Annotated in this window: 3 protein-coding genes; all 3 read left to right on the forward strand. The window is 49.8% G+C overall.

Annotated elements, in window-relative coordinates; translation table 11 throughout:
- The first annotated feature begins 14 nt into the window (after positions 1-14).
- Genes KTR07_RS21690 through KTR07_RS21700 form a run of 3 tightly spaced genes read left to right on the forward strand, consistent with a single transcriptional unit; the run spans position 15 to position 5,860 of the window.
- On the forward strand, positions 15-1,529 hold the full coding sequence (locus KTR07_RS21690; RefSeq protein ID WP_062694131.1) for a SusF/SusE family outer membrane protein: 1,515 nt from the start codon (positions 15-17) through the stop codon (positions 1,527-1,529).
- Positions 1,530-1,542: 13 nt separating this feature from the next.
- Entirely contained in the window at positions 1,543-3,321 is a 1,779-nt protein-coding gene (locus KTR07_RS21695) for a glycoside hydrolase family 66 protein (RefSeq protein ID WP_117981543.1), read from the forward strand.
- Between the two features lie 34 nt (positions 3,322-3,355).
- Complete coding sequence (locus KTR07_RS21700) at positions 3,356-5,860, forward strand: glycoside hydrolase family 31 protein (RefSeq protein WP_117981544.1); 2,505 nt, start codon at positions 3,356-3,358, stop codon at positions 5,858-5,860.
- Positions 5,861-6,087: the final 227 nt, after the last annotated feature.

Consider the following 6,087-nt stretch of genomic DNA (forward strand, 5'->3'; position numbering starts at 1 on the left):
AGACAGATCATATGATGAAGAAATATATATATCAGATGTTGTGCTCTCTTTTCATCGGTGGAGCGATGGTTTCCTGCGCCGAGGATTATATGGAGACGGACAAGGGACATGATACGCTGACTCTTACGGTGAATCAGCAGGAGATCGTATTGAACGAAAAGAATCACAGTCAGGAGGCGTTAACGCTTTCATGGACTACGGGAACGAACTACGGAAGCGGAAACCGTATTTCTTATACACTGGAAATAGCCAAGGCGGGAACCGACTTCGCCCGTGCCTATTCCGTAGATTTAGGAACGGGAACTTATCAGTGGACGAAGAAAACGGAAGAACTCAATCAGTTTCTGAACACGCAGCTAGGCGTCGGCTATGCCGAAAAAGTATCACTGGAAGCACGCATTACCGCTACTGTTGCCGGAATGGAAGAAAAGGAGCAGCGTGCCACAGTTTCGCTGGATGTGACTACTTATCAACCGGTTACTCCGACGCTTTACCTCATCGGAGAAGCTGCCCCTAACGGATGGAGCGCCGATCAAGCGACGCCTATGGAGCGCACGGACAACGGACAGTTTACGTGGACAGGAAAGCTGAATACTGGTGTATTCAAGTTTATAACGACATTGGGAGAATTTCTTCCATCCTACAACCGGGATGCCGCTGCCGGAGAAGAACTACGGCTTATCTACCGCACATCGGGCGACGAACCGGACGAACCGTTTACAGTCAGCAAGGAAGCGACCTATATAGTCAAGGTAGACCTGCTCGACCTGACAATGACCATGACCGAAACGGAAAACATCGGATGGCGCTTTGAAGAATTCTATATTGTCGGCTCCTTTACCGGCGACAATGGCTGGGGATTCGAGGCACTGTCTAAAGATGCCGTTCAGATGAATCTGTTCCATTATGGTGCCGTGATTCCGTGGAAGGCGGACGGTGATTTTAAGTTTACTTCCGTGACGGACTTCGGTCAGTCGGATGCTTTCTTCCATCCCACCGAAGGGAACGCTCCGTATACTTCCACTTCAGTTGTACTGGGAGGTGAAGACAATAAATGGCAAATGAAGGAAAGCGAATGCGGCAAGGCCTATAAAGTGCTGTTCCTCACAGCCAAGGGAAAGGAAAAGATGCTGATGCGTCCGTTTACCCCCTACGAAGGACTGTATCTGGTAGGCGATGCCACTCCGAACGGATGGAGCATCGACAACGCCACCCCGATGGCTAAAAGTGCCGACAGCCCTTACATCTTTACCTGGAGCGGTACACTGAATACAGGGGAGATGAAGATCTCCTGCGACAAGCAGTCCGACTGGAACGGAGACTGGCTGATGGCGGACAAGAGCGGAAAGGCACCGACCGGTGAAGTGGAGACAGCCTTATTTACCAGTAAAACGGATGCGGAACTGAAGAATATGTATCCGGATACAGACCTCGGCAGTCTGGACAATAAATGGAATATTCAGGAAGCTGGCTCGTATCGGATTACGATTGACCAGTTGAAAGAAACGATTTCAATTGTAAAACAATAAACAAGTATTCAAGATGAAGAAGATAATATATTTGGTGGCTGCCTTCCTGTGTCTGTCTTGCAGCGACGATCATGAATCGAACCCACAGAACGGAGGAGCGTCGGGCAGTGTGACCGAAGTAACTCCGGTGACATCGGACTTATGCGTGGAACTGACAACTGACAAGGCTTTTTATAAACCGAACGAGACAGTGACTTTCACTGCCGCCGATGCCTTGCCTGCCGGAACAAAGGTACGCTATCGCCTTTTGGGAGAAATAGTCGGAGAAGAACCGGTCAGCGGTACGAACTGGACATGGAAGGCTCCTTCCACCGATTTCAAAGGATACATGGCAGAACTTTACCGGCAGGAAAACGGTACGGATGTCATCGTCGGTACGATTGCGGTAGATGTATCCAGCCATCCGGCACGGTTCCCCCGATATGGCTTCGTGGCAGATTTCGACGGAGACAAGACAGAAGAGAAAACGCTGGAAGAGATGGCTTATCTGAACCGCCATCACATCAACTGGGTACAGTTTCAGGACTGGCACAATAAACATCATTGGCCGCTGGGCGGCACACGCACGCAGTTGGACGAGGAATATCTCGACATTGCGAACCGCCCTGTCCATACAAGCTCTGTGAAGAATTATATCAAGGCACAACAACATTTTGGAATGAAGTCCATGTTCTATAATCTTTGTTTCGGGGCATTGAAGGATGCGGCTTCCGACGGGGTGAAAGAAGAATGGTATCTGTTTAAGGACGCTTCGCATACCACGAAAGACAGTCACGACCTGCCAAGCGGATGGAAGAGCAATATCTATCTGGTAGATCCTTCTGACAAGGAATGGCAGCAATATATGGCGGAACGGAATGACGACGTGTATGCGAACTTCGCCTTCGACGGCTATCAGATCGACCAGTTGGGCAAGCGGGGAACACTTTACAACTACAACGGTACGCCGGTCAACCTCCGTGAAGGATATGCTTCTTTTATCGAAGCCATGAAGCAGGCGCATCCCGACAAGAGTCTGGTGATGAATGCCGTAAGCCGCTACGGTGCCCGTCAGATCGGAGAAACCGGCAAAGTAGATTTCTTCTATAATGAGATGTGGGCGGATGAGGCGGACTTTACCCATCTGAAAGCCGTCCTGTATGAAAACGGAGTGTATGGCAATAATCAGCTGAATACGGTTTTCGCTGCCTATATGAACTATAATAAGGCGGATCATCGGGGAGAGTTCAATACAGCGGGCATCCTGCTGACGGATGCGGTGATGTTCGCTTTGGGTGGCTCGCATCTCGAACTGGGTGGTGACCATATGCTGTGCAAAGAATATTTTCCGAACGACAACCTGACGATGAGCGAGGAACTGAAAACGGCGATGGTTCATTACTACGACTTCCTCACGTCTTATCAGAACCTGCTCCGCGACGGCGGAACGGAGAACAGCATCGCTATGAACTGTACCAACGGAGAAATGAAACTCAACGTATGGCCTCCAAAGTTGGGGTCGGTCACTACCTACGCCAAGCAGGTAGACGGCAAGCAAGTAGTGCATCTGCTTAACTTCTCGCAGGCGAACAGCCTTAGCTGGCGGGACGTGGACGGCACCATGCCCGAACCTGCCCTGATCACGAAAGCGGCCTTGCAGATGAACCTGCCCGCCAAAGTGAATAAATTGTGGGTGGCATCGCCGGACGTACACGGAGGAGCCTTGCAGGAACTGGCATTTACGCAGGAGAACGGGGTAGTCTCCTTCACACTGCCTGCCTTGAAATACTGGACAATGATTGTAGCTGAATAAGGCAGTTGCAACGGAATAACTAAAAACGATAGGTATGAAGATTAGATATAAGTTTGGGGTGTGGATGTTGTGTCTGATGTTTCCGGCGTTGGTCTGGGCAGAAAACGCAAAAAGTATATGTACCTCTTTTACGCAGCAGGGACGTCAGGTGACTTTTCACCTGGCGGACAGTGCTGCGCTGCAACTGCAACTTTGCAGTCCTTCCGTGGTAAGAATCTGGTTCTCGCCGGACGGGAAGCTGCAACGGAGAAACGCTTCCTTTGCCGTGATCAATGAAGAACTGGAAGATGTGGGAACGGTTCATGTGGACGAACAGGCCGCCTGCTATGAGATATTTACCTCGAAGCTGCGCATACGGGTGAACAAGTCGCCGATGAGCATCCAGATATTCGACAAATATCAGAAACTCCTCTTCAGTGACTATGCCGATAAAGGACACGTAAGCGAAGGCACGAAGAAGGTGGAATATAAAACGCTTCGCCGTGACGAGCATTTCTTCGGGCTTGGGGAGAAGACCGGCAAGATGGACCGCAGAGGAGAATCTTACAAGATGTGGAACAGCGATAAACCTTGTTACAGTGTGGTGGAAGACCCTCTTTACAAGAGCATCCCTTTCTTTATGAGCAGTTACCGGTATGGTATTTTCCTTGATAATACGTATAAGACAGAATTTAAGTTCGGAACGGAAAGCCGTGATTATTACAGCTTCGAGGCGCCGGACGGGGAGATGATTTACTACTTCATCTTCGGCAAGGACTATAAGGAAATCCTGAGTCAGTATGTAGGACTGACGGGCAAACCTATCATGCCTCCGAAATGGGCATTGGGCTTTGCGCAATGTCGTGGCCTGCTGACAAGCGAGAAACTGAGCCGCGAAATAGCCGAAGGCTACCGGACACGCGGCATCCCCTGTGATATTATCTATCAGGACATCGGCTGGACGGAACATCTACAGGACTTCGAATGGCGGAAAGGAAACTACGAGAACCCGAAAAAGATGCTTGCCGACCTGAAAGAAATGGGATTCAAGGTAGTCGTATCGCAAGACCCGGTCATCTCGCAAGCCAACAAGAAGCAATGGGAGGAAGCGGACCGTCTGGGATATTTTGTCAAGGACAGCACGAACGGGAAGAGTTATGACATGCCGTGGCCTTGGGGCGGAAATTGTGGGGTAGTGGATTTTACTTTACCTGCCGTAGCCGACTGGTGGGGAACCTATCAGCAGAAACCCATTGACGATGGCATCTCCGGCTTCTGGACGGATATGGGAGAACCCGCATGGAGCAACGAAGAGCAGACCGAACGCCTTGTGATGAAACATCACCTGGGTATGCACGACGAAATCCATAATGTCTACGGACTGACTTGGGATAAAGTGGTCAAAGAGCAGTTCGAGAAACGGAATCCGAACCGTCGCGTCTTCCAGATGACCCGTGCCGCTTATGCGGGATTGCAGCGTTATACGTTCGGTTGGACGGGAGATTGCGGAAATGGAGACGATGTATTGCAGGGCTGGGGGCAACTGGCTAATCAGATTCCGGTGATTCTTTCCGCAGGGCTGGGAGTGATTCCGTTTACTACCTGTGACATTACGGGGTATTGCGGAGACATCGAAGACTATCCATCCATGGCGGAACTTTATACCCGATGGATACAGTTCGGTGCATTCAATCCTTTGAGCCGTATTCATCATGAGGGGGATAATCCGGTAGAACCGTGGCTCTTCGGTCCGGAAGCGGAAAAGAACGCGAAGGAGGCCATCGAACTGAAATATCGTTTATTGCCTTATATCTATACGTATGCCCGCGAAGCTCATGATACGGGATTGCCCATCATGCGTCCTCTCTTTTTGGAATATCCGGCGGATATGGAAACGTTCTCTACCGATGGGCAGTTCTTGTTCGGACAAGAGCTGCTGGTAGCTCCGGTGGTGAAGAAGGGGGCACGTACGAAGAATGTCTATCTGCCCGAAGGCACTTGGATTGACTACAACAATAAACAAACAGTCTATACCGGAGAACAGTGGACTACCGTGGAAGCTCCCTTGTCGTGCATCCCGATGTTTGTAAAGCAGGGTTCCATCATCCCCACCATGCCGGTGATGAACTACACGCATGAGAAACCGGTCTATCCGCTGATCTTTGAAGTATTTCCGGCACCAAAAGGAGAGGAGGCCTCGTTCACTTTGTACGAAGATGAGGGAGAAGACCTCGGCTATCAACGGGATGAGTTTGCCAAAACTCCCGTTCGCTTCCGGACGGAGGAGGGTGGTTATCTTCTTTCGGTTGGTGCCCGTGAAGGAAAAGGGTATGCAGTGCCCGCTCCCCGAAACTTTATTTTCCGTATGTATCTGAAGACGGCTCCCAAAGGAGTTACCGTGCAAGGTAAGAAAGTAAAGAAGGTGAAGCCGGAACGTCTGGAAGAGAATCCGGACGATGACACTGAAAGTATGGTGTGGAGTTGGGATAAGGCGACCGGTATTTGCAGCCTTCGTATGCCGGACCGAGGGGAAGAAAGTCGGATTTCCCTGCGTTTATGACTTGAACTCAACGCCTACATAAAGATATAAATTTGAAAAATTGCTGTCACCTGTCACTAAACCTGTGACAATAGTCTGATAATTAAATCATAAGACCGTGACAGCAACCTGTGACAGCAGCGTGACGGAAAGATTTGCCGTCACGCTGTCATTCATTTCAGCTATTAATAAGTGTCTTACCCTGGATTTGGTTGACTACTATAAGTATCAACTAAAATGAATAAAAG

It is taken from the genome of Bacteroides sp. MSK.20.82 (assembly GCF_019052485.1).
Lineage (GTDB): Bacteria > Bacteroidota > Bacteroidia > Bacteroidales > Bacteroidaceae > Bacteroides > Bacteroides thetaiotaomicron.

Coding starts and splice junctions, on each gene's coding strand:
- KTR07_RS21695 (WP_117981543.1), top strand. CDS start 1,543: ATGAAGAAGATAATATATTTGGTGGCTGCCTTCCTGTGTCTGTCTTGC.
- KTR07_RS21690 (WP_062694131.1), top strand. CDS start 15: ATGAAGAAATATATATATCAGATGTTGTGCTCTCTTTTCATCGGTGGA.
- KTR07_RS21700 (WP_117981544.1), top strand. CDS start 3,356: ATGAAGATTAGATATAAGTTTGGGGTGTGGATGTTGTGTCTGATGTTT.